Here is a 20,613-nt window from a genome sequence, read left to right on the forward strand (position 1 = left end):
GGGCGGCTGATTCGCTTTCAGGACCTTTTCCCGGTGATGCGCCGTAGTCCCGTCCTGAGCCTGCCGAGCAGGCTCTCCGGTGCGGGCGGGCTCTCGGGGCGCTCGTCCTCGGGCCGCGCGGGAGCCTGAGGGCGGGCCTGGGCAGGGAGGGCTTCCTGTTCGAGCCCTTCCGGTCGCCCGTTGCTCGCCGCGCCGTTGTCCGAAGAGTCCGGGCCTGAGGAGTCCGGGCCTTGAGGTGCCGGGCTCTGCGGGAGGCCGCCGTGCGGGGGCTCGGCGCGCTGCGCCCGGACGTCCTGAGGGCGGGTGTCCTGAGAGGGGGCGTTCTGCGGCGGGACGCCGTGGGGGAGGGCGTCCGATCCGGCGGGATCCGGTGGTACGGCGAGCTGCTGCGGGGAGGGGATCCGGCCGGTGGGCTCCGGCGGGCGGGGTCGTCGGGCCCGCCGCAGGTCGGCGAGGGCCTCGGCGGCGCTGGGACGCTTGTGCGTCGCGTGGTCGCGCATGCGCCGCAGCAGGTCCATCACCTCCACGGACGCCTCGCCGGAGGCGGCGGCGGGCTCGGCGTCGGGGGTGATCGGCGGGAGCCTCCCGGTCAGCAGCTGGAAGGCGATCACCCCGGCCGCGTACACGTCGGAGGCGGCCGTCACCCGCACGGGCATGGCCTGGCACTCGGGAGCGGCGTAGTGGGTGTCGAGGACGTTGGGCAGCTCGTTGGCCACGGTGTGGGCGCGGGGGCCCGGCTTGGCGTAGTCGAACCCGGTGAGCATGGCCCGGCCCTCCTCCGTCACCAGCACGCACGCGGGGCTGAGCGCCCGGTGGATCACGTTGTTGGCGTGGACGTGGGCCAGGCCGCGAAGCATGTCCTCCACCACGTCCAGCCGGGCGGCGGTGGAGAGTGTGGGCGGGGAGGCGGTGAGGTGCAGGTGCAGCGCCTGGCCGTGCACGTCGTCGAGGACGAGCACGAACCGGCTCTCGTCGTCGATGGCGAAGAAGTCGCGGGCGCGCACCACGCACGGGTGCGGCGGAATCCTGGTGAGGGCCTGGTAGGCGTTGGTGATCAGCCGTCGCTCCGCCGCCCTCGGCTCCTCCTGTGCCAGCGGATCCGCCCGGTAGACGCGCAGCAGGACCGTCTCGCTGCCGGGAACCGTCGCGTTGATCGCGCGGTACTCGGTGACCCGGTTGTCGCCGCCCAGCTGCTCCTCCACCTCCCAGCTGCCGAAGCGCGGCGGCGCCGTGGAGCGCCGCACGCTCCCGTTGAGCGCCTCGATGATCGCGGTGCCGTACGGCGCGGTGTCGGTGGTGTGGCCGCGCCTGACGCGGGAGACGTCGCTCAGCGTGTCGATCAGCCCGGCGAGGTCGGTGACGTGCCGCGAGTCGCGGCCCGCGGGGTCGACCAGTTCGGCGTCGGGGCCGGTGAGCACCACGAGGCTGTCGACGTAGACCCGGTCCAGCTCGCGGCGCTCCTGGGTGAGCAGGCCCTTCAGGGCGCGCCCGTTGCCGCGCAGCTTGGCGACGGGGGAGCCGAACGCCTCACGCCGCAGCGGGAACCAGCGGGTCCCGGCGACCTCGATCCGGCCGCGGGTGCCCTTGACGTCGATGACGCAGAGCGAGTGGCCGGTCAGGACGATCGCGTCCACCTCGAAGATGTCGTCTCCGCGGGGCACCTCGATGTTGTGCAGCAGCAGCCAGTCGTCCGGGGCGTTGTCTCGCAGGTGTGCGATGACCCGTCGCTCGGCGTCGTTGACCGGGCTTCCGCCGCCGACGATCTGTGCCATCTCTAGCGTGCCGCCTTCCTGCTCGTGTTCATCGTGCCCCGCACTATCCCAAGAGGCTCATCTTTGCCCGTACCTCTACTTTTCCACCACTCGGACACGCGGGCCTCCCTATGATCATGACGCATCCCGGGGGTGAGAGCGATCGAGGTGTCCACCCGCACCGGACGCGTGGGTGGCGGTGCCGCTCCGCCGGGGCGTCCGGCCTCGCCGGCCGGGGGTGGCCGGGGTTTCCTGGCGGACCGCCGTGCTCCCGGATCCCCGGACCGGGTCGTCATGATCGCCGCCGTGTCCGCCCGGGCCGCGGGTGTCCCGGCTCGACATCAAAAACGGATCAAATGCGGGCCATGGAGTGGTTCGCCATGGGATACGGCACGGTGACGCCCCCGAGCCCTCTGTGATCATCGCAGCCAGACCCATGTTTGCCGGGGGAGAGGAGGGTAGACGTCCCCTTGCTGTGAGGGAGGAGGCAGGCCATGACCAACACCAAGGAGTCACTGCCGACGTCCGAGCTGATCCGGCAGATGTCGGAGCAGGTCTCGCGTCTCGTCAGGGACGAACTGCGCCTGGCCAAAGCGGAGTTGACGGAGAAGGGCAGGCACGCCGGGGTCGGCGTGGGGCTGTTCGGTGGAGCGGGGATCGTCGCCCTCTTCGGGGCCGCGTCCCTGGTCGCCGCGGTGATCCTGCTGCTCGCGCAGGTCATGCCCCCGTGGGCGGCGGCCGCGCTGGTGGGCGGGGTGCTGCTGGTCGTGGCCGGCGCCCTCGGGTTCTTCGGCAAGCGCCAGGTCGCCGAGGCCGCTCCCCCGACCCCCGTACGGACCATCGAGAGCGTCAAGGACGACATCGCCGCGGTGAAAGAGAGGGCGCACCGATGACCGAGACAGACCCGGGCGGGAACCGGTTCGAGCCGGACGCCGGAACCACCGGATCCCGCAGGAAGGGCGTCGACGAGCCGATCACACCGGACGAGAGCGGATCGCTGAACATCCCGCCGAACCAGCCCGAGGGCATGTCGCGCGAGGGTCTCGGCGCTTCGGGGTCCGGGGGCGACGGCACGTCCCGGCTCCGGGAGGGCGCGGCACCCGTCGCCGTCCCGGAGGCGACGACGACCACCCCGTACGCCGACACCGGGGGTGGCGTGGCGGGAGCGACGGGAGCGACGGGAGCGACGGGAGCGACAGAGATCGGCAAGACCGTCGGGGACGACGGGAACGACACGGAAACATTGCGGCGGGACATTGAGGACGCCCGCCGCGAACTGGGCGACACAGTGGAGGCACTGGTGCACAAGACCGACGTCAAGGGCCGTATTCAGGAGACCGCCGCCCAGGTGGGCGACGACCTGCGCAAGGTGGGGGCGGCGACCGCCAGCACGGCCACCGAGATGGTGGAGCGGGTGAAGGTGGCCGCTCCCGAGATGGTCGGCCGGGTGAAGGAGGCGGCCCCCGAGGTCGTCGGCCGGGTGAAGGAGGCGACTCCCGCCGAGATCAAGGACGCGGCGGGCAGGGTCACGACCGAGGCGAGCAAGCGTCCCGTCGTGACGGTCGCGGCCTTCGCCGCGCTCGTCCTGGTCGTCCTGCGTATCCTGCGGCGGGGCAAGAGGAAGTAGATGCCCGGTAGCACGGAAGGGGCCGCCCTCGGCGATTCGCGAGGGCGGCCCGCCCATGTCCCCCGAACCGTCCCCCGAACCCCCGCCGAACTGCCGCGTGGCGCATGGTGGGGGGTCCTCAAACGGACCGTCGGGGAGTTCCGTCGCGACGGTCTGCCCGACTGGGCCGCCGCCCTCACCTACTACGCGGTGCTGTCGATCTTCCCCGGCCTGATCGTGCTGGTGTCCGTGCTCGGGCTGGTCGGCCAGGACGTGATCTCCACGATCCTGTCCCAGGTCGCCGCCCTCGCCCCCGGCGACGTCACGAGGCTGGTGGAGGACCAGGTCGAGCAGGTGCGCGGCAGCGGCAGCGCGAGGGGTTTCCTCGCGGTCGCCGGTCTGCTGGTGGCGCTCTGGTCGGCCTCGGGTTACATCGCGGCCTTCGTCAGGGCCGGAAACGCGATCTACGACATCAGGGAGGGGCGTCCCCTGTGGAAGCTCACCCCGCTGCGGATCGGGCTCACCCTGGTGTTCGTCGTCCTGATGGCCGCCGCGGCGGTGGCCGTCACCTTCACCGGAAGGCTCGCCGAGCTGGCGGGCGATGCCCTGGGAGTCGGGCAGACCGCGGTCACCGTCTGGGGGTACGCCAAGTGGCCGGTCCTGGTGCTGATCGCCGCGGGTCTGGTGATGCTGCTCTACTGGGCCGCGCCCAACGTCCGCCAGCCGGGCTTTCGCTGGATCAGCCCCGGCGGGCTGCTCGCGGTGCTGCTGTGGGTCGTCGTCTCCGCGGGGTTCGCGACCTACGTCGCGAACTTCGGCTCCTATGACAAGACCTACGGCGCGCTCGGTGCCGTCGTGGTGTTCCTGGTCTGGCTGTGGTTGTCCAACATGGCCGTCCTGCTGGGCGCGGAGTTCGACGCCGAACTCATGCGGGAGCGTCGGATCGCCGCGGGTCACCCGCCGGAGAGCGAGCCGTACGCCGAGCCGAGGGACGAGGCGGAGGGGGAGAACGTCACCCTTCCCGGTCCGGGTGAACGCTGACCCCGGCCTCCTGCCACGCCGCGCTCCGGACGCGACGAGGGCCCTTTCGGCCCCCGGGACGCGGCGTGGCCGCCGGGTCCTTCGACCCCCGGGAGGCGGCGTGGCCGCCGGGTCCGCGGAGATCGGACCGATACCTGTGCGCACAAGCGAGCCAAACTCATGTCTGCCGGGGTAATCTGACCGTTTCCGGGTGGGCGGCGGACCCCCTCCTCTCCGCCCACCCGGAGCTTGCCGCCGCCGGACGTCCTGTCAGGTCCAGGATGCCGGGCCGGAAGGCGAACTATTCTGATCTCGGGCACGCGGAGGGCCGCCGCCCTTCCGCGACCACCGTTTCACCACGACCGTCACGACGACGCAGGCCCCTGAGGAGACGAGTTGAACGCCGTACTGACCGGTGTGCACCACCTCAAGATCTGGGTGAGTGACCTGGAGCGGAGCCGTTCCTGGTACGAGAAGGTCCTGGGGCTGGAACACCACACCAGCTTCCAGGACGAGGACGGCGTGATCAGGGGTATGAGCTTCACGGTCCCCGGTGCGGCCTTCCAGATCGCGCTGCGCGAGAATCCCTCCCTGGCCAAGGCGCTCTTCGACGCCGACCCCTTCGCGCTCCAGGTCACCCTTGAGGGGCTTGAGGCCTGGGTCGCCCGTCTGGACGGGCTCGGCGTCCCGCACAGCCCGATCATCAAGGCGTCCGCCGGCCACGCGCTGGGCTTCGTCGACCCCGACGGCGTCCAGATTCGCCTGTACGCCCCCGACGAGCGGGTCCACGCCGCCCAGGTGGGCGCGGAAGGCGTCTACCGGCCGGATCAGGCCGCCGACTTCACCCCCGACCCGGGGCGGGAGCGGGACTGAGAGGCGCCTCACCGCCCGCGCGCCTCACCGCCTGCGAGGACAGGTCTCCGTCCCCGGCGGGCAGAATTTAATCTACATCGTAAAGGCGACGGCCGTGATCTCCATGAACGAGGCGCGGGCGTGACCGGACGTATAAGGTCCGGAGCGTGGAACCCCTCGTCGCCGTGTTGGTGGTCGCCGCGCTGATCGGCGTACCCGCCCTGGTGCTGTGGCGGGTGCTGCGCGGCCGCAGGGAGCTGGGCAGCAGCCCCGCCGAGCGGGCCACGTTCGAGACCCTGCACACCGCGTCCCTGGCCGCGCCGCCGTTGCGGGCGGGGCTGACCGAGGCGGGGGCGCAGAAGGCGTCCCGCTACCTTCGGGAGCTGCTGGGCTCCCCGGCGCTGGCGGTCACCGACGAGGAGCGGCTGCTGGTCTACGACGGCGAGGGCGACCACCACGCCCGCGAGGCGTTCGCCCACGCCGCCAAGACGCTTTCCGGAGGCCGGACCCGCGTCCTGGGCCCCGAGGTCGTCTCGTGCGACCTGCCCGAGTGCCCGATCAGATTCGCCGTGGTGGTGCCGCTCACCACCGACGGCAGGGTGGTGGGCTCGCTCGCCGCGTACGGCGGGCACGCCTCGGCGGGGCTGGTCAGGGCCGCCCACGAGGTCGCGAACTGGGTCGACTCGCAGCTGGAGCTGGCCGAGCTCGACCGGTCGAGAACGCGCCTGATGGAGGCCGAGGTCCGGGCGCTGCGCGCGCAGATCTCCCCGCACTTCATCTACAACTCGCTGACGACGATCGCCAGCTTCGTCCGTACCGACCCCAACCGCTCCCGCGAGCTGCTGCTGGAGTTCGCCGACTTCACCCGCTACTCCTTCCGCAGGCACGGGGAGTTCACCACGCTGGCCGAGGAGCTGCGTTCCATCGACCGCTACCTCACCCTGGAACGGGCCCGCTTCGGCGACCAGCTGCAGGTGACGTTGCGCATCGCCCCCGAGGTGCTCGCGGTCGCGGTGCCGTTCCTGTGCCTGCAGCCCCTGGTGGAGAACGCGGTCCAGCACGGCCTGGAGAGCAAGCCCGGGATCGGGCGCATCTCGATCGTCGCCGAGGACGCCGGGGCCGAGTGCCGGATCAGCGTGGAGGACGACGGCGTGGGCATGGAGCCCGACCGTCTGCGCCGCATCCTCGCCGGTGCCGCCGACGAGCGTTCGGGGGCCGGGGGAGTGGGGCTGGTCAACGTGGACGAGCGGTTGCGCCAGGTCTACGGTGACGAGTACGGCCTGGTGGTGGAGACGGCGAAGGGGGCGGGGACGAAGGTCAGCGTCCGCCTGCCCAAGTACCATCCCGGTGTCTCCGTCCGGTGAGCCCGCCTCCGGTCCGGATCTTCCCCTCATCCCGCGAAGTTGACAGGCGATGTCTGATTCATCACCCTCTAGAAATTCCCTCGCGAACGACCCGGAGGAGTGAGCGTGACCGGCCTGCGTGTCCTTGCGGTGGACGACGAGCTTCCCGCGTTGGAGGACCTGGCCTACCTTCTTCGGGACGATCCCCGTATCGGAGAGGTCTCCCTGGCCAGGGACGGGGCCGCCGCGCTGCGCGTCCTGGACCGGGCGATCGCCGACGGGAGGCCGATCGACGCGGTCTTCCTCGACATCCGGATGCGCGGCCTGGACGGGGTGGTGCTCGGCCGTCTGCTGTCGCAGTTCGCCAACCCGCCCCGGGTGGTCTTCGTGACGGCCTACGAGGAGCACGCGGTCGACGCCTTCGAGATCAAGGCCGAGGACTACCTGCTCAAGCCGGTGCGGCCGGAGCGGCTGGCCGAGGCGATCCGCAGGGTGTTCGTCTCCGCGGAGCTGCCGGAGATCGAGGGCTCCGGCCGTGCCGACCCCGACACCATCCCGGTGGAGCTCGGCGGCGTCACCAGGTTCGTGGCCAGCACCGAGGTCCGCTACGTGGAGGCCCAGGGCGACTACGCCCGGCTGCACACCGCGGGTGGCAGCCATCTCGTGCGGATCTCGCTGGCGACGCTGGAGGAGCGCTGGTCCTCGGCGGGGTTCGTACGGGTGCACCGCAGTCACCTGGTCGCGGTCAAGCACATCGACGAGCTGCACATCGACTCGGGACGCTGCGTGGTCCGCATCGGCGAGACCGAGATTCCGGTCAGCCGCCGCCACACCCGCGAGCTGCGCGACCTGCTGGTCCGCAGGGCGCGCAAGGGCAGGCAGGAGTGAGCGGCGACGCCGGGCCCGAGGAGGCGGAGCCGCGTCGGCGGAACGCCGACCGGTCGCGCGGGGAGGCCGAGCGTCCGCGTAAGGACGAGCGTCCGCGCAGGGACGGCGAGCGCTCCCGCAAGGAGGAGCGTCCGCGGCGCGAGGTGGTGACCAGCCCTCGCACGACGGCTCCCCGCCACCCCAGTTACCCGGTCACCCGCGAGATCGACGAGCAGACCCGTCTGGGCGAGGTCTACATGCGCTCGCTGATCCGTACCCAGTTCCGTCTGGCCCTGTTCGTCTGCACGGTGCTGGGGTGCGTGGTGGTGGGCCTGCCGGTGGTGTTCCTGCTGGTGCCGGAGCTGGGCGCGCTGCGCGTGCTGGGGGTCCCGCTGCCCTGGGCGGTGCTGGGCGGCCTGATCTACCCGGCGTTCGTGATCGGGGCCTGGCTGTATGTCCGGCAGGCGGAGCGGAACGAGCGCCACTTCGCCGAGCTGGTGGACAGGGCCCGTTGAGTACCGCGTACGGGGTGACGGCCGTCGTGCTGGTGGTGCTGGCGGCCGTGCTGATCGGCGCGTTCGGGCTCAGGCTGTCGCGGACCACCTCCGACTTCTACGTCGCCTCCCGCACGGTCTCCCCGCTGTGGAACGCCTCCGCCATCGGCGGGGAGTATCTGTCGGCGGCGAGTTTCCTGGGCATCGCGGGGCTGATCCTCACCTTCGGCGCCGACATGCTGTGGCTGCCGGTCGGCTGGACGGGCGGCTACCTGGTGCTGCTCGTGCTGGTCTCCGCGCCGTTGCGCCGCTCGGGCGCGTACACGCTTCCCGACTTCGCCGAGGCGCGGCTGGAGTCGATGGCGGTGCGGAGGATGGCCGGGGTGCTGGTCGTGCTGATCGGCTGGCTGTATCTGATGCCGCAGTTCCAGAGCGCGGGCCTGGTTCTGCGGGCCATCACCGGAGCGCCCGAGTGGGCGGGGGGCCTGCTGGTGGCGGCCGTGGTCGCGGTGAACGTCATGTCGGGCGGCATGCGGTCGATCACGTTCGTGCAGGCCTTCCAGTACTGGCTGAAGCTCACCGCTCTCGCCGTGCCGCTGGTGTTCCTGCTGCTGGCGTGGCGTGACGGCGGCGCGCCGGGGCTGAGCGCGGCGGACGCGGCCTCGTGGGCGCTGCCGCTGTCGGCGGGCAGGGAGTACGGCCTCTACTCGACCTATTCGCTGATCCTGGCGACCTTTTTGGGCACCATGGGGCTTCCGCACGTGCTGGTCCGCTTCTACACCAACCCCGACGGCCGGGCGGCGCGGCGGACGACGCTGGTGGTCCTGTCGCTGCTCGGCGCCTTCTACATGCTGCCGGCGGTCTACGGCGCGCTGGGCCGGATCTACGTCCCGGAGTTGGAGGGCAGTGACACGGTGGTCCTGTCGTTGCCCGGGCGGCTGGTCGGCGGTGTGGCCGGGGACCTGCTGACGGCGCTGGTGACGGCCGGGGCGTTCGCGGCGTTCCTGTCGACCTCCTCGGGGCTCACGGTCTCGGTCGCCGGGGTGATCGGGCAGGACATCCTCAAGGGAGGGGTGCGGTCGTTCCGGGCGGCGGCGGTGCTGGCCGTGATCGTTCCGCTGGTTCTGGCGGTCTTCGCCCGCTCGCTGCCGGTCGCCGACGTCGTCGGCCTGGCGTTCGCGGTGGCGGCCTCCTCCTTCTGCCCGCTGCTGGTGCTGGGCATCTGGTGGCGGCGGCTGACTCCCGCGGGTGCGATGGCGGGGCTGCTCGCCGGTGGCGGTCTCGCCTGCGGTGCGGTCCTGCTGACGATCGGCGGGGGGCCGTACACCGGCCTGGTCGGTGCCCTGCTGGCGCAGCCCGCCGCGTGGACGGTGCCGATCGCCTTTCTCGTCATGGTGGTGGTCTCGCTGCTGACGCCCGGGCGTATCCCGCCGAACGTGGCCCGCACGATGGTGCGCCTGCACACCCCGGAGATCCTCAACCTGGACCGGGGGGACTGGCGGCCACGGTCCTCTTGACGGCTCCGAGGAGCTGTGACGGAATGACGGTTATGAACCGACATATCGGTCGTTCTAACTAGTTTTGGTATGTGCCGGCTCCGGTGACGAGGCGGTCGCCGAGGTCGGCGACGCCACTGCCGTGCTACCCGGGAACCGGGCCGGACGCCGGTCGGCCACGGGGCTCTCCGTGAGCGGGACGGTGCACCGGTTCACCGCGCGGCACCGGTCCACCGTGCTCTCCGGGAACGGGACGGTCCGCCGGTCAGCGGTGATACCGGAGGTCCTGCGCCGGCCTCGGTTCCGGCTCGTCTATTTCGGGATGGCCGTCAGTCTGCTGGGCGACGCCTCGCTGCTGCTGGTGCCCGCCATCCTGGCCAAGAGTCTCACCGGCTCCGACGCCGCCGCGGGTCTGACCCTGTTCTTCTTCACCGTCCCCCTGTGCTTCTCGCCCTGCTTCGGATACCTCATCGACCGGGTCGACCGCAGGAAACTTCTCGTCGTCACCTGCCTGCTGTCGGGAATCTCGCTCACCCCGCTGATCGCGGTCACCGGGCAGGGCACGGTCTGGCTGGTCTACCCGGTGTCCGCGGCGATGGGCTGCTCGTACGCGGTGATCTTCTCCGCGCTCGGCGGGCTGATCAAGGCCATCCTGCCCGAGCACCTGCTCGCCGAGGCGAACGGCGCCCTGCAGACCACCCGGCAGGGGTTGCGCCTGTTCGGGCCGCTGCTGGGGGTGGGTGTCTACACCGGCTTCGGGATCGGCGCGCTCGTGCTGTTCGACATGATCACTTTCCTCGTCGCCGCGGGGGTCTTCGCGATGCTCCCCGCGCCGAGACCTCTCTCACCCGTCTCGCCGGCACCGCCGGGGCGCTGGCGCGAGGAGTTCTGGGCCGGGGCCCGCCACCTGCGCGCCGACCCGCCGTTGCGTCGCGCGGCCCTGGCGCTCTGCCTGATGTTCGCACTGGCCGGGGCGACCGAGTCGCTGATCTTCGCGGTCATCGAGCACGGCCTGGCCAGGTCGCCGGAGTTCACCGCCTTCACCTCGACCGCGATGGGCCTGGGGGCGGTCGCCGGGGGGCTGCGGAGCTCCACGGTGATCGCGCGCCGGGGCGAGCTGTTCGCGATCGGCGCGGGTATCGGCCTGTACGGCATGGCGGTCATCTGCTGGACGGTGCCCTCGGAGGCGGTCGTGCTGGTGGCCATGATGGTCGCGGGCGCCGGGCTGACCCTGGAGGGGGTGGCCAGGACGACCCTGGTGCAGCGCCGCAGCCCGGGCCACCTCGTCGGCCGGGTCTCCACCGCCTTCGAGTCCCTCATCGGGTTCGCCCAGCTGTCGTCCCTGCTCGCCGGCGCCGTGCTGGTGTCGCTCGTCGACTATCGCGTTCTGCTTGCGGTGGTGGGCCTGACGGTCTGCGGCGCGGGGGCGTACGCCCTGCGGGCGAGACGGTGGTGAGGACGGCCTCCCCGGGGACCGTTCGTCGCGCGATACAGACCTTTCACCGCAAGCCCCACCCAACTGAACGCGACTCGGCGGCGCCTCGGCGAAGAGATCGCATGCGGGTCTCCTCTGGGGGTAGCGTCCAGCCCTACGTTGTCCGTGATCCAGATCACATTTTGGGAGGTCCCGTGACCGCCAGGCAACATGATTCATCGGTCTACGAAGAAATTCAGGCCAACGACCAGTTCCAGGAGTTGAAGAGGCGTTTCCGGGCCTGGGCGTTCCCGATGACCGCGGCGTTCCTCGCGTGGTACCTGCTGTACGTCGTCCTGTCGGGCTGGGCGCGCGACTTCATGGGCGCGAAGGTCTTTGGCAACATCAACGTGGCGCTGATCTTCGGTCTGCTCCAGTTCGTGTCGACGTTCGGCATCGCCTGGGCCTACTCCCGTTTCGCCGAGAAGAAGCTCGATCCGCTGGCCGACGACATCCGCCACGGAGTCGAGGGGAAGACCGAATGAGCCACCAGACCCTCTCCACCATCCTGTTCCTGCTCTTCGTCGCGGGAACGCTGGGCATCACCTTCTGGGCGAGCCGCAACACCAAGGACGCCACCGACTACTACGCCGGTGGCCGCTCCTTCAGTGGCGTGCAGAACGGTCTCGCCATCGGCGGCGACTACATGTCGGCCGCGAGCTTCCTGGGTATCGCCGGAATCATCGCCCTGTCGGGCTACGACGGCTTCCTGTACTCGATCGGCTTCCTGGTCGCCTGGCTGGTGGCGCTGCTGCTCGTCGCCGAGCTGATGCGCAACTCCGGCAAGTTCACCATGGCCGACGTGCTGGCCTTCCGGATGAGCCCTCGCCCGGTCCGCACCGCGGCCGGCGTCTCCACCATCACGGTGTCGATCTTCTACCTGCTCGCCCAGATGGTCGGCGCCGGCGCGCTGGTCGGCCTGCTGCTCGGCGTCACCTCGCCGACGGGCAAGGCGCTCACGATCGTCGGCGTCGGCGTTCTGATGATCGTCTACGTGGTCGTCGGCGGGATGAAGGGCACCACCTGGGTGCAGATCGTCAAGGCCGTGCTGCTCATGGGCGGCGCGACCCTGGTCACCCTGCTGGTGCTCGGCCACTACGGCTTCAACCTCTCGGGCCTGCTCGGCGAGGCCGCCACCCAGAGCGGCAAGGGCGCGGCCTTCCTGGAGCCGGGCCTGAAGTACGGCACCGAGGCGCAGGGGCTCGCCGGCAAGATCGACCTGATCAGCCTGGGCCTCGCGCTGGTCCTCGGCACCGCCGGTCTGCCGCACATCCTGATCCGCTTCTACACGGTTCCCACCGCCAAGGAGGCCCGTAAGTCGGTCCTGTGGGGCATCGGCATCATCGGCACCTTCTACCTCCTCACCCTCGTGCTCGGCTTCGGCGCGGCGGCCCTGGTCGGCGGCGAGGCGATCGTGGCGCAGGACAAGGCGGGTAACACGGCGGCCCCGATGCTCGCCGAGGCGGTGGGCCAGGCGATCTTCGGCGAGGTGGGAGGCACCATCCTGCTGGCCGTCATCGCGGCGGTCGCCTTCGCCACGATCCTCGCGGTCGTCGCCGGCCTGACGCTGGCGTCGAGCTCCTCCTTCGCCCACGACCTGTACGCGCACGTGTTCAAGCGCGGCAACGTCACCGACAAGGAGGAGGTCCTGGTCGCCAGGATCTCGGCCTTCGTCATCGGCGCGGTCTCCATCGGGCTCGGCATCCTCGCGCAGGGGCAGAACGTGGCCTTCCTGGTCGCGCTCGCCTTCGCCGTGGCGGCCTCGGGCAACCTGCCCGCGATCCTCTACAGCCTGTTCTGGAAGCGCTTCAACACCGCGGGCGCGGTCTCGGCCATCTACGGCGGCCTGGCCTCCGCGCTGATCCTGGTGATCTTCTCGCCGGTCGTCTCCGGCAGCGCCACCGCGCTGTTCCCCGACGCGAACTTCGCCTGGTTCCCGCTGAGCAACCCGGGCATCGTCTCGATCCCGATCGGCTTCCTCGCCGGGTTCATCGGCGCTCGCCTCAGCAAGGAGTACAACTCGGACAAGTACGCGGAGATCGAGGTCCGTTCGCTCACCGGCATCGGTGCCGAGAAGGCCAGCTCGCACTAGGACACCCCGTACCGACCCCCCGTACGGCTCGTACGGAAGTGCGGGGAACCCGGGGCCCGGCCGCTTCGCGGCCGGGCCCTTTCTCATGTGTCCCCGGCGGGCCACGGGACGCCCCGTGGCCCGCCGGACGCCCCCACCGGAAGCCCTGCACGCCTTCCGGTGGGACCCCGCCCCTACCGGGACCGTCGTGCTCCTGCCGGGAGGCTCCTCAGCGGGAGGCCTCGTCCAGCAGGGTCAGCTCCTCCTGCGACAGCGTCATGTCGGCGACGGCGAGCAGCGGCCGCAGCTGCTCGATGTTACGAGCGCTGGCGATCGGCGCGGCCACCGTGGGCTGGGCGGCCAGCCAGGCGAGCGCGACGGTGGCCGGGACGGCGTCGTGGGCGGCGGCGATCTTGTCCAGGGCGTCGAGCACCCGCGGGCCGCGCTCGGTCTCCAGATACTTTGCCGCCCCGCCCGCGCGCGGGCTGTCCACCGTGACCCCGGGCCGGTACTTGCCGGTCAGGAAGCCGCGGGCCAGGCCGTAGTAGGGGGTGCTGGTCAGCCCTGCCTCGGCCACCACGTCGCGCAGCGCGCCCTCGTAGTCGCGCTCCAGCAGGTTGTAGTGCTGCTGCAGCACCCCGTACCGGGCCAGACCGGCCTCCTCGGAGATCGCGAGCGCCTGCGCGAGCCGCTCGGCGCTGTAGTTCGAGGCGCCGATGTTGCGCACCTTGCCCTCGGTGACCAGCTCGTCGAACGCGCCGAGGGTCTCCTCCAGAGGAGTGTCCGCGTCGTCGATGTGGGCCCAGTACAGGTCGATGTAGTCCGTACGCAGCCGCCGGAGCGAGTCCTCGGCCGCCGCGCGGATGTTGGCCGCCGACAGCCCCGGACGGCTGCTCTGGGGCCACCCCACCTTGGTCGCCACCACGATCCGGTCGCGGTTGCGGCGAGAGGCCATCCACTCGCCGATCACGGTTTCCGACTCCCCGCCGACGTGCCCGGGGACCCACACGGAGTAGGAGTCCGCGGTGTCGATGAGGTTTCCGCCCGCCTCGGCGTAGGCGTCCAGGACGGCGAAGGAGTCGTCCCGGTCGGCGGTCCAGCCGAAGACGTTGCCGCCGAGGCAGAGAGGAAACAGGTTCAGCTCAGAAAAGCTCATGGGCCAACTCTATTTCTTGACCGATCACGTGGGCACGGGGCCTGGGCACTCGCGCGCCGCGCTCACGCGGGCACCATCTCCCTGACCGGCTCCCCGGCCGGCTCCCCGACCGGCAGGGACCGCTCCGGCCGGTCGATCCGCCCGGCCGGCGCGGGCGGATCGATCTGCGCGATCAGCTCGTCCATCGCCTCCCGCAGGTGGCCCATGAGCCGCCACACGTCGGCCACCCGGTCAGGGCAGGACAGGATGCCGAAGTCGAGCGAGCCGTCGTAGGAGAAGCAGGTGATGTTGACCCCGCCGCTCACGTCGGTCAGCACCGACATGGGGTGGTAGGCGAGCACCCTGGCGCCGCACAGGTACAGCGGAAGCTGCGGGCCCGGCACGTTGGAGACGATCAGGTTGATCGGCGGCAGCACGATCGAGGCCAGCCGGAACACCGCGGAGGTCGCCAGCGCGGTGACGGCCGAGGGCAGCAGCGACGACAGCTCGCCCAGCCAGGCCGTGGGGGCGCCGGCGAAGCGCCGCTTGGCGGCGAGCATGGTGCCCGCCATGACGCGCAGGCGCTCGCGGGGGCAGGCCAGGTCGGTCGGGATCGGGGTGACCATGACGGAGATCTGGTTGCCGACCGCCTGCCGCGCGCTCGCGGTGCGGACCGCGACCGGGACCGCGGCGATCAGCGGCCGGTCGGGCAGCGCGTCGCGCTCGTGCAGCCACGCGCGCAGCGCGGAGGCGCACAGCGTCATGACCACGTCGTTGACGCTGGCTCCCGCGCTCCTGGCCACCCGCTTGACGTCCGCGAGCGGGATCGACCCGTAGGAGAAGCGCCGCTCGGGGCCGATCGGGCCGTTGAACGGGGTGCGCGGCGCGGTCAGCATGGGCGCCTCGGACGGCTCCGACGTCCTCCCCGCGATCCTCCTGGTGGCGGCGGCCACCTGGCGGGCGCCGGGCAGGGCCGAGGTGAGCGGCATCGTGTCGAGCTCGGTCGCCATCCGGCCCAGCGAGTACAGCGCCCTGGCGGGCTGGAGCACCGTCCTGGCCACGGCCCCGGCGAGCATGCCGGCCAGGCCGGGGGCGGTGGTCCGCGGGCCGGGCGCCGGCGGCTCGACGGCACGGGGCTCGGGGGTCAGGTCCAGCAGCGCCGCGAGCAGCTCGGCCCCCGACACCCCGTCGATGGCGCAGTGGTGGACCTTGGCGTACAGGGCGACCCGGCCGCCGGTCAGGCCGTGGATGAGGTGCATCTCCCACAGCGGGCGGGTCCGGTCGAGATGCCGCTCGTGGATCCTGGCCACCGTCTCGGCGAGCTGGGCCTCGTCACCGGGACCCGCGAGGGTCACCTCGTGGATGTGGCCGTCGACGTCGAAGTCGGGGTCTTCCGTCCAGTACGGCCGGTCGAGGCCGAACGGCACGGTGGCCAGGCGCAGCCTCAGCGCCGGCGCCAGGTGCAGCCGCTCGCGGAGCAGCCCGATCAGGCACTCGCGGGTGAGGGCTCCAAGCCTGGAGCAGGCGGGGTCGAGGATGGCCAGTCCTGCGACGTGGGCCGCCGTGGTCGCCGATTCGGCATGAAGGAACTGCGCGTCGAGCGCGGTCAGCTGGCGCATCGGTCGGGCCTCCTGGCGGAAAATGGGAGAACACGCGTTGCCATCATCACCTCGGCACGTTTCCCTCTCGTTTCCTCCGTAGGACCTCCGGCGTCTTTCGGACGTCTCCTCGACGAGGCACGGAGACCCACCGATCGTCGCTCTGTGTAACCTTCCCATTTCACATGGTAGGCACGCCTTCCGGGCGGGGTGGTCTCAGCGATCTTTTCCGAAGGCGATACTCGCTCGTGGGTGTTCGGCGTCGCCCCTTGCCTTTATTTCCTACCGTTGAAATAGGTAATGCGTGAAGGATGACACATTTCGCACACACCGGCCGTCGTCTCAGCGACCGAGGAATGCGAGCAGCCGCTCCAGGGGCCAGGTGTTGATCACGTCGTCGGTGGTGAGCCACCCGCGCTGGGCGACGCCGATGCCGAACCGCTGGTTGCCCAGGTGCGGAACCGCGTGGGCGTCACTGTCGACGGAGAACTTCACGCCGTGGTGGCGCGCCAGCCGCACCAGGTCGGCGGGGAGGTCGGAACGGTCGGGGAAGGAGTCGATCTCCATCGCGGTGCCGGTGCGGGCCGCGGCGCGGAACACCTCGTCCCAGTCGGCGTCCACCGGCGGGCGGATGCCGATCCTGCGGGTGGTCGGGTGGCCGATGATGTTCACCCCCGGGTTCTCGCAGGCGGCGACGAAGCGCCGGGTCATCTCCGCACGCGACTGGTTGAAGTGCGAGTGGACACTGGCCACGCACACGTCGAAGCCCTCCAGCACCTCGGCCGGCCAGTCGACCGAGCCGTCGGGCGCGATGTTCAGCTCGCTGCCGTGCAGCAGCCGCGTCTTCGGATACTTCTTCTGCAGCTCGCGCAGCCGCTCGCGCTGCTGAAGGGCCTTTTCCAGCTTCATCCGGTGCATCGCCAGGTCGGGCGCGTGGTCGGTCACCGCGTAGTAGGAGTAACCGCGGGCCGCGGCGGCGGCGACCATGTCCTCCAGGGAGGCGATCCCGTCGGTCAGGTCGGTGTGGGTGTGCAGGTCGCCCCTGAGATCCTCGACGGTGACCAGCCTGGGCAGCTCATGCCTGAGCGCGGCGGCGATCTCGCCGTTGTCCTCGCGCAGGGTCGGCGGGATCCACTCCATGCCGAGCGCCCCGAAGACCTCCTCCTCGGAGGCGGCCGCGATCACCCGGTCGCCGTCGAACAGGCCGTACTCCGACAGCTTCCAGCCCTTCTTCACGACGATCTCCCGCAGGTGCACGGTGTGCTCCTTGGAACCCGTGAAGTACATCATCGCGGCGCCCCACGACTCGGCGGGGATGAGGCGCAGGTCGACCTGGACGCCCTGGGCGGTGCGGATCGAGGTCTTCTTCTCGCCCGAGGCGACGACCTCCGCGACGTAGGGCTGCGCCTTGAAGTCGTCCATCAGGGACTCGGGGCCGACCGCGAGGATGTCGACGTCGCCGACGGTGTCCTTCATCCGGCGCAGCGACCCGGCGTAGGCGATCCGCTCGGCGCCCGGCAGCGAGGCGATGACCCGCTCGGCCAGGTCCATCGCCGTCCCGGTGTGCATCCTGGCACTGTGCTCGGCGAGGTGCTCGACGCCCTTGAGGAGGTTTTCCACGGTCTTGGCGCCGAAGCCCTTCACGCCGTCGAGGCGCCCCTCCCCGATGGCCTTCACCAGTGCCTCGGGGGAGTCGATGCCCAGCTCCTGGAAGAGGAAGACGGCCTTCTTCGGCCCGAGCGAGGCCACCCGGGTCAGCCGCCTGACCCCCTGGGGGACCTTCTCCCGCAGGTCGTCGAGCTGCCGGAAGCCGCCTCGCTCCAGGTATTCCTCGACCTTCTTCGCGATCGCCTCGCCCACCCCCGGGACGCTCCGCACGGGCACGGCCCTGATGTCGTCGGGAAACCCCGCGATCGCCTTGGCGGCCTTCTGGTAACTGCGGACCCGGAACGCGTCGCCGCCGTTCATCGCGAACAGCTCGGCGTATTCCTCCAGGGCGGCGGCGACGTCATCGTTAGCTCGTGCCATGGGTCCAGCCTAGAAGATCGCACCGACATTTCCCGTCGGGGGCGCCGGGAGAACCGGGCGGCGCGCGCCGCCGCGCCGCCCGGCGGTTCGTGCCTCCCGGTGCCCCCTGGTGTCCCCCGGTGTTTCCCGGGGTGCCGTGATCCCTCAGTCCCGGCCGTGCGGCGATACGAGGCCGTCTCGTCCGTTACGGGGATCGGTGTTCTCCCACGGGCGCGTCACCGCACGACGACGGTGGTCAGGGAGCGCGGGGCGAGGGTGAGGCTCCTGGAAGGCCGCAGCCCTGCCAGCGGGGTGGCGGCGAGAGAGTGCTCACCGTCGGTCAGATAGGCGGTGGCGCGGCCGGGCCGGGTGGTGATCTCGGTGGTGACGGGGGCGGTGGAGGTGTTGAGGATCTCGACGACCTCTGAGCCCTCGGCGCCCCCGGCGTTGCGGAAGGCGGTGACCTTCAGCGCCGGGTCGGTCGCGGCGACGGAGAGCCGGACCGCGCCGGGGCGGACGAAGCGGCTGTAGGCGGCCAGTGCCCACAGGCGCTTGGAGACGCGGTAGGTCGCGGTGGCCTCGTCGATCTGGATCAGTCCCCGGGTGGTGCCGCGCGAGGCGCCGAACCAGAAGACGTAGCCGCTCACCCCGCCCAGGGTGAGCGAGTCGTGGATCTGCCGGGCGACCGCGAAGCCGTCGTAGCCGCTGCCGTCGTCCCACGCCTCGTTCCAGGTGGTCCCGTCGGGCGACCACTCCGACATCCACACGGGCCGGTCGGTGGGCAGCGGGCCGTCCACCGGGCTGACGTAGGGGTGCCCGGCGTGCGTGGCGACCCACCGCCGCGCGACGGGGTCGGCCTCGACGGCGGCGGTGTACTCGCGCTGCCGGGCCCAGCCGGCGGCGTCGCAGCAGACCACCTTGAGCCCGGTGCGGGCCGCGACCGGGCCGAGCACCTTGACGAACTCGGCGGCCTCGGCGGGGGTGAACCGCATCGAGGCGTACGAGACGGTGAGGTCGGGCTCGTTGGTGAACCCGAGGTCGGTGATCCTGATGCCCTCCCTGGCGTAGAACTTCGTGTACTGGACCAGGTAGTTCGCGTACGCCTGCCGCCATTCGGGCAGCAGTTTCCCGCCGTCGCTGTCGGAGCCGTTGTCCTTCATGTAGCCGGGGGCGCTCCAGGCGTCGGCGTAGAAGCGGCTCACGCCGTAGCGCCTCGCCTCCTTGGCCAGCCAGACCTGGCCGCCGTCGTCGCCGTCCCAGACATACCTCGGGGGTGCGGACGGCCCGCCGGGATCCTCGGGCTGGATGGAGGTCATCAGGTCGTACGGGCTGCCCGCCGGGGAGGAGCCGATGCCCAGACGCAGGATGCTGAGCCCCGCGCCCTTCTCGGGACTGAGCCACAGATCGAGGATCTCCCGCTGCTTGGCGACGGGAAGCGCGCGGACCAGCTCGTTGCGCCGGAACGCCTGTGAGAAGCCGAAGCCGTCGATCCGCTGCAGAACGCCGTGGTGGTCCACCCGGACGTGAGAGACGTTTTCCATGGTGGATGGGCTGATTCCGGGGAGGGGGAGGGTGAGGATCGGTGCCAGCAGTGCCCTGTGGCGTCGAGACATGCGGAAACCCGCTTTCCGAAACTTTCCCAAGATTACCGAGATGTTTCGTGGCAAGTAACGTAAATGTTTCAAGGGCGGCCGTCAACAGCCGGTCAGGGCACGGTGGGGGAGGAGAGCGGCGAGGTCCGGCAGGGCCCGCGGCCGGAACGCGGCGCCGTGGGGTGGCGGCGGGGGTGAGGGCGCACCGGGCCGGGCGCGGGCGGGGGAGGCCGATCGCGGCGGAGGTGGGGCGAGGTCAGCCGGCCGGCGGGGCGGTGCTCTCGCGGACGAGAAGGTCGGTGGCCAGCTCCACCCGCCGGGGCTCGTGCCCGCCTCGGTCGAGCGCGAGCACCATCCGGGTGGCGAGCTCCGCCATCTCCTGGAGCGGCTGGCGCACGGTGGTCAGCGGCGGCCACGCGGAACGTGCCAACGGCAGGTCGTCGAAGCCCACCACGGACAGGTTGTCGGGGACCCGCAGGCCACGCTGCCTGGCCGCCTCGAAGACGCCGAACGCCTGCATGTCGCTGCCGGCGAAGATCGCGGTGGGCGGCTCGTCCAGGGCCAGCAGGTCGTGGCCGTGGTCGCGGCCGGAACCGACCAGGAAGTCGCCGTACCTGATCAGCCGCGTGTCCACCGCGATCCCCGCGGTCTCCAGCGCCGCCCGGTAGCCGTCGACGCGGGCCCTGCTGCACAGCATGGTGGCCGGGCCGCCGATCATCCCGATCCTGCGGTGGCCCAGTTCCAGGAGGTGGCGGGTCGCGGCCAGGCCGCCGTTCCAGTTGGTGGCGCCGACCGAGGCGACCCCGGGCGGCGGCTCGCCCTCCGGATCCACCACCACGAACGGGATGGACCTGGCGGCCAGCTGGCCGTGCTGGTCGACGCTGATGCGGGAGCCGACCAGGATGGCCCCATCGGTGCGCCGGGCGGCGATCCGCTCCACCCAGTCCCTGCCCGGTCCGGCGTGGCTGTGCAGGACCGAGACGACCACCCCGGCGTCGACCTCGCGGGCCGCGGTCTCCACACCGCGCACCAGCTCCATCGCCCACGGGCTCTCGATCTCGGTGAAGACCAGGTCGACCAGGCCGACCGGGACGTCACCCTGACCGGTCCTGCGCTGGTAGCCGTGCTTGTGCAGCAGGCGCTCGATCCGCTGCCTGGTCTCGGTCGCGACCTCGGGCCGTCCGTTGATCACTTTCGAGACCGTGGGTGCGGAGACCCCGGCCTCCTCGGCGATGAGGGCGATCGTCACGCGCGGCTTGGTTGGCATGTGGCGAATACTAACTGAAACCTTTCGGAGACCCTCCGGT

17 protein-coding genes are annotated in these 20,613 nt (G+C 71.2%); 11 read left to right on the forward strand and 6 right to left on the reverse strand.

The genetic code is table 11. The annotated features are described in order from the left end of the window. Positions 1–17 precede the first annotated feature (17 nt). Positions 18–1,772, reverse strand: coding sequence for an NERD domain-containing protein (locus ACFY3D_RS17980; protein ID WP_389980657.1), 1,755 nt, complete (start codon positions 1,770–1,772; stop codon positions 18–20). Between the two features lie 473 nt (positions 1,773–2,245). Here ACFY3D_RS17980 and ACFY3D_RS17985 point away from each other — a divergent pair, with 473 nt between their 5' ends. The 11 genes from ACFY3D_RS17985 (at position 2,246) to ACFY3D_RS18035 (ending at position 12,995) form a co-directional block, all read left to right on the forward strand. Beyond that, entirely contained in the window at positions 2,246–2,644 is a 399-nt protein-coding gene (locus tag ACFY3D_RS17985) for a phage holin family protein (protein WP_389980659.1), read from the forward strand. Then, positions 2,641–3,378 carry a DUF3618 domain-containing protein gene (locus ACFY3D_RS17990; protein WP_389980661.1) on the forward strand — a complete coding sequence of 246 codons (738 nt, stop codon included), beginning with the start codon at positions 2,641–2,643 and terminating at the stop codon, positions 3,376–3,378. Before ACFY3D_RS17985 ends, ACFY3D_RS17990 begins: the two co-directional genes overlap by 4 nt. Next, complete coding sequence (locus ACFY3D_RS17995; RefSeq protein WP_389980663.1) at positions 3,379–4,398, forward strand: YihY/virulence factor BrkB family protein; 1,020 nt, start codon at positions 3,379–3,381, stop codon at positions 4,396–4,398. It begins immediately after the preceding gene. Positions 4,399–4,773: 375 nt separating this feature from the next. Further along, entirely contained in the window at positions 4,774–5,250 is a 477-nt protein-coding gene (locus tag ACFY3D_RS18000; RefSeq protein ID WP_389980664.1) for a VOC family protein, read from the forward strand. A 146-nt stretch (positions 5,251–5,396) separates the two neighbouring features. After that, positions 5,397–6,593 (forward strand): histidine kinase, encoded by a 1,197-nt coding sequence (locus ACFY3D_RS18005; protein WP_350943946.1) that lies wholly within the window; start codon positions 5,397–5,399, stop codon positions 6,591–6,593. 105 nt (positions 6,594–6,698) lie between these two features. Beyond that, positions 6,699–7,460, forward strand: a complete 762-nt coding sequence (locus ACFY3D_RS18010; protein ID WP_362900823.1) for a LytTR family DNA-binding domain-containing protein — start codon at positions 6,699–6,701, stop codon at positions 7,458–7,460. Beyond that, positions 7,457–7,954, forward strand: coding sequence for a hypothetical protein (locus ACFY3D_RS18015; protein WP_389980666.1), 498 nt, complete (start codon positions 7,457–7,459; stop codon positions 7,952–7,954). The genes ACFY3D_RS18010 and ACFY3D_RS18015 overlap by 4 nt, the downstream gene beginning before the upstream one ends. Next, on the forward strand, positions 7,951–9,450 hold the full coding sequence (locus ACFY3D_RS18020; protein ID WP_350943941.1) for a cation acetate symporter: 1,500 nt from the start codon (positions 7,951–7,953) through the stop codon (positions 9,448–9,450). The genes ACFY3D_RS18015 and ACFY3D_RS18020 overlap by 4 nt, the downstream gene beginning before the upstream one ends. 169 nt (positions 9,451–9,619) lie before the next feature. After that, positions 9,620–10,885, forward strand: a complete 1,266-nt coding sequence (locus ACFY3D_RS18025) for an MFS transporter (RefSeq protein ID WP_389980668.1) — start codon at positions 9,620–9,622, stop codon at positions 10,883–10,885. Positions 10,886–11,058: 173 nt separating this feature from the next. After that, positions 11,059–11,388 (forward strand): DUF485 domain-containing protein, encoded by a 330-nt coding sequence (locus ACFY3D_RS18030; protein WP_389980670.1) that lies wholly within the window; start codon positions 11,059–11,061, stop codon positions 11,386–11,388. Next, entirely contained in the window at positions 11,385–12,995 is a 1,611-nt protein-coding gene (locus ACFY3D_RS18035) for a cation acetate symporter (RefSeq protein WP_350943938.1), read from the forward strand. Before ACFY3D_RS18030 ends, ACFY3D_RS18035 begins: the two co-directional genes overlap by 4 nt. Before the next feature lie 208 nt (positions 12,996–13,203). Here the strand turns inward: ACFY3D_RS18035 and ACFY3D_RS18040 are convergent, their stop codons facing one another. The 5 genes from ACFY3D_RS18040 to ACFY3D_RS18060 all read right to left on the reverse strand — a co-directional run bounded on the left by ACFY3D_RS18040 (position 13,204) and on the right by ACFY3D_RS18060 (position 20,573). Further along, positions 13,204–14,130 carry an aldo/keto reductase gene (locus ACFY3D_RS18040; protein ID WP_350943937.1) on the reverse strand — a complete coding sequence of 309 codons (927 nt, stop codon included), beginning with the start codon at positions 14,128–14,130 and terminating at the stop codon, positions 13,204–13,206. A 62-nt stretch (positions 14,131–14,192) separates the two neighbouring features. Then, the gene (locus ACFY3D_RS18045; protein WP_389980672.1) at positions 14,193–15,728 is read right to left on the reverse strand and encodes a wax ester/triacylglycerol synthase family O-acyltransferase; all 1,536 of its coding nucleotides are present in this window, start codon (positions 15,726–15,728) and stop codon (positions 14,193–14,195) included. A gap of 321 nt (positions 15,729–16,049) precedes the next feature. Beyond that, positions 16,050–17,735: a DNA polymerase/3'-5' exonuclease PolX gene (gene polX, locus ACFY3D_RS18050; RefSeq protein WP_389980674.1), complete on the reverse strand. Its 1,686-nt coding sequence runs from the start codon at positions 17,733–17,735 to the stop codon at positions 16,050–16,052. A 215-nt stretch (positions 17,736–17,950) separates the two neighbouring features. Beyond that, a complete protein-coding gene (locus tag ACFY3D_RS18055) occupies positions 17,951–19,255 on the reverse strand; it encodes a glycoside hydrolase (protein ID WP_389980676.1) in 1,305 nt (434 codons plus the stop codon). Positions 19,256–19,562: 307 nt separating this feature from the next. After that, positions 19,563–20,573 carry a LacI family DNA-binding transcriptional regulator gene (locus tag ACFY3D_RS18060; RefSeq protein WP_389980678.1) on the reverse strand — a complete coding sequence of 337 codons (1,011 nt, stop codon included), beginning with the start codon at positions 20,571–20,573 and terminating at the stop codon, positions 19,563–19,565. Positions 20,574–20,613 lie beyond the last annotated feature (40 nt).

Source organism: Streptosporangium sp. NPDC000509 (genome assembly GCF_042898365.1).
Taxonomy (GTDB): domain Bacteria; phylum Actinomycetota; class Actinomycetes; order Streptosporangiales; family Streptosporangiaceae; genus Streptosporangium.

Excerpts from the sequence above, each read along its gene's own strand:
- ACFY3D_RS17980 (WP_389980657.1), bottom strand. The coding sequence starts at position 1,772 with ATGGCACAGATCGTCGGCGGCGGAAGCCCGGTCAACGACGCCGAGCGA.
- ACFY3D_RS17985 (WP_389980659.1), top strand. The coding sequence starts at position 2,246 with ATGACCAACACCAAGGAGTCACTGCCGACGTCCGAGCTGATCCGGCAG.
- ACFY3D_RS17990 (WP_389980661.1), top strand. The coding sequence starts at position 2,641 with ATGACCGAGACAGACCCGGGCGGGAACCGGTTCGAGCCGGACGCCGGA.
- ACFY3D_RS17995 (WP_389980663.1), top strand. The coding sequence starts at position 3,379 with ATGCCCGGTAGCACGGAAGGGGCCGCCCTCGGCGATTCGCGAGGGCGG.
- ACFY3D_RS18035 (WP_350943938.1), top strand. The coding sequence starts at position 11,385 with ATGAGCCACCAGACCCTCTCCACCATCCTGTTCCTGCTCTTCGTCGCG.
- ACFY3D_RS18040 (WP_350943937.1), bottom strand. The coding sequence starts at position 14,130 with ATGAGCTTTTCTGAGCTGAACCTGTTTCCTCTCTGCCTCGGCGGCAAC.
- ACFY3D_RS18045 (WP_389980672.1), bottom strand. The coding sequence starts at position 15,728 with ATGCGCCAGCTGACCGCGCTCGACGCGCAGTTCCTTCATGCCGAATCG.
- polX (WP_389980674.1), bottom strand. The coding sequence starts at position 17,735 with ATGGCACGAGCTAACGATGACGTCGCCGCCGCCCTGGAGGAATACGCC.
- ACFY3D_RS18055 (WP_389980676.1), bottom strand. The coding sequence starts at position 19,255 with ATGGAAAACGTCTCTCACGTCCGGGTGGACCACCACGGCGTTCTGCAG.
- ACFY3D_RS18060 (WP_389980678.1), bottom strand. The coding sequence starts at position 20,573 with ATGCCAACCAAGCCGCGCGTGACGATCGCCCTCATCGCCGAGGAGGCC.